This is a genomic window from Turicimonas sp. TL08, from assembly GCF_054660695.1.
The window spans coordinates 1-221 of record NZ_BAAGDP010000132.1 but is presented as its reverse complement, the minus strand read 5'-3'; the positions used below and the strand labels follow the sequence as shown (position 1 = coordinate 221).

1 protein-coding gene is annotated in these 221 nt (G+C 33.9%); it reads right to left on the bottom strand.

Going from position 1 to position 221, the window contains the following annotated elements:
• Positions 1–142, bottom strand: a 142-nt coding sequence (locus ACYQ4O_RS13235) for a transposase (protein ID WP_460175906.1), incomplete at its 3' end; no start/stop codon positions are given.
• Positions 143–221: the final 79 nt, after the last annotated feature.

The window sequence follows — 221 nt, the reverse complement described above, 5'->3', positions numbered from 1 at the left end:
GATATTTTTCGCCATCAAACTCTACTAAGTCAGCTTCAAAATCATTACAAACTGAGGGAAAAATTATTTTCAGTGCGTCCAATATCTGTTTGGTAAATACGTATCGTGTGTACTTAGTGGCAAAGACTAAATGAATATGCAAATTCAAAAGACATTATCTGTCGTATCTGATATTAGTATCTAAGCCCATGACCAAATTTTAATTTGCCAAGGAAGTCAGG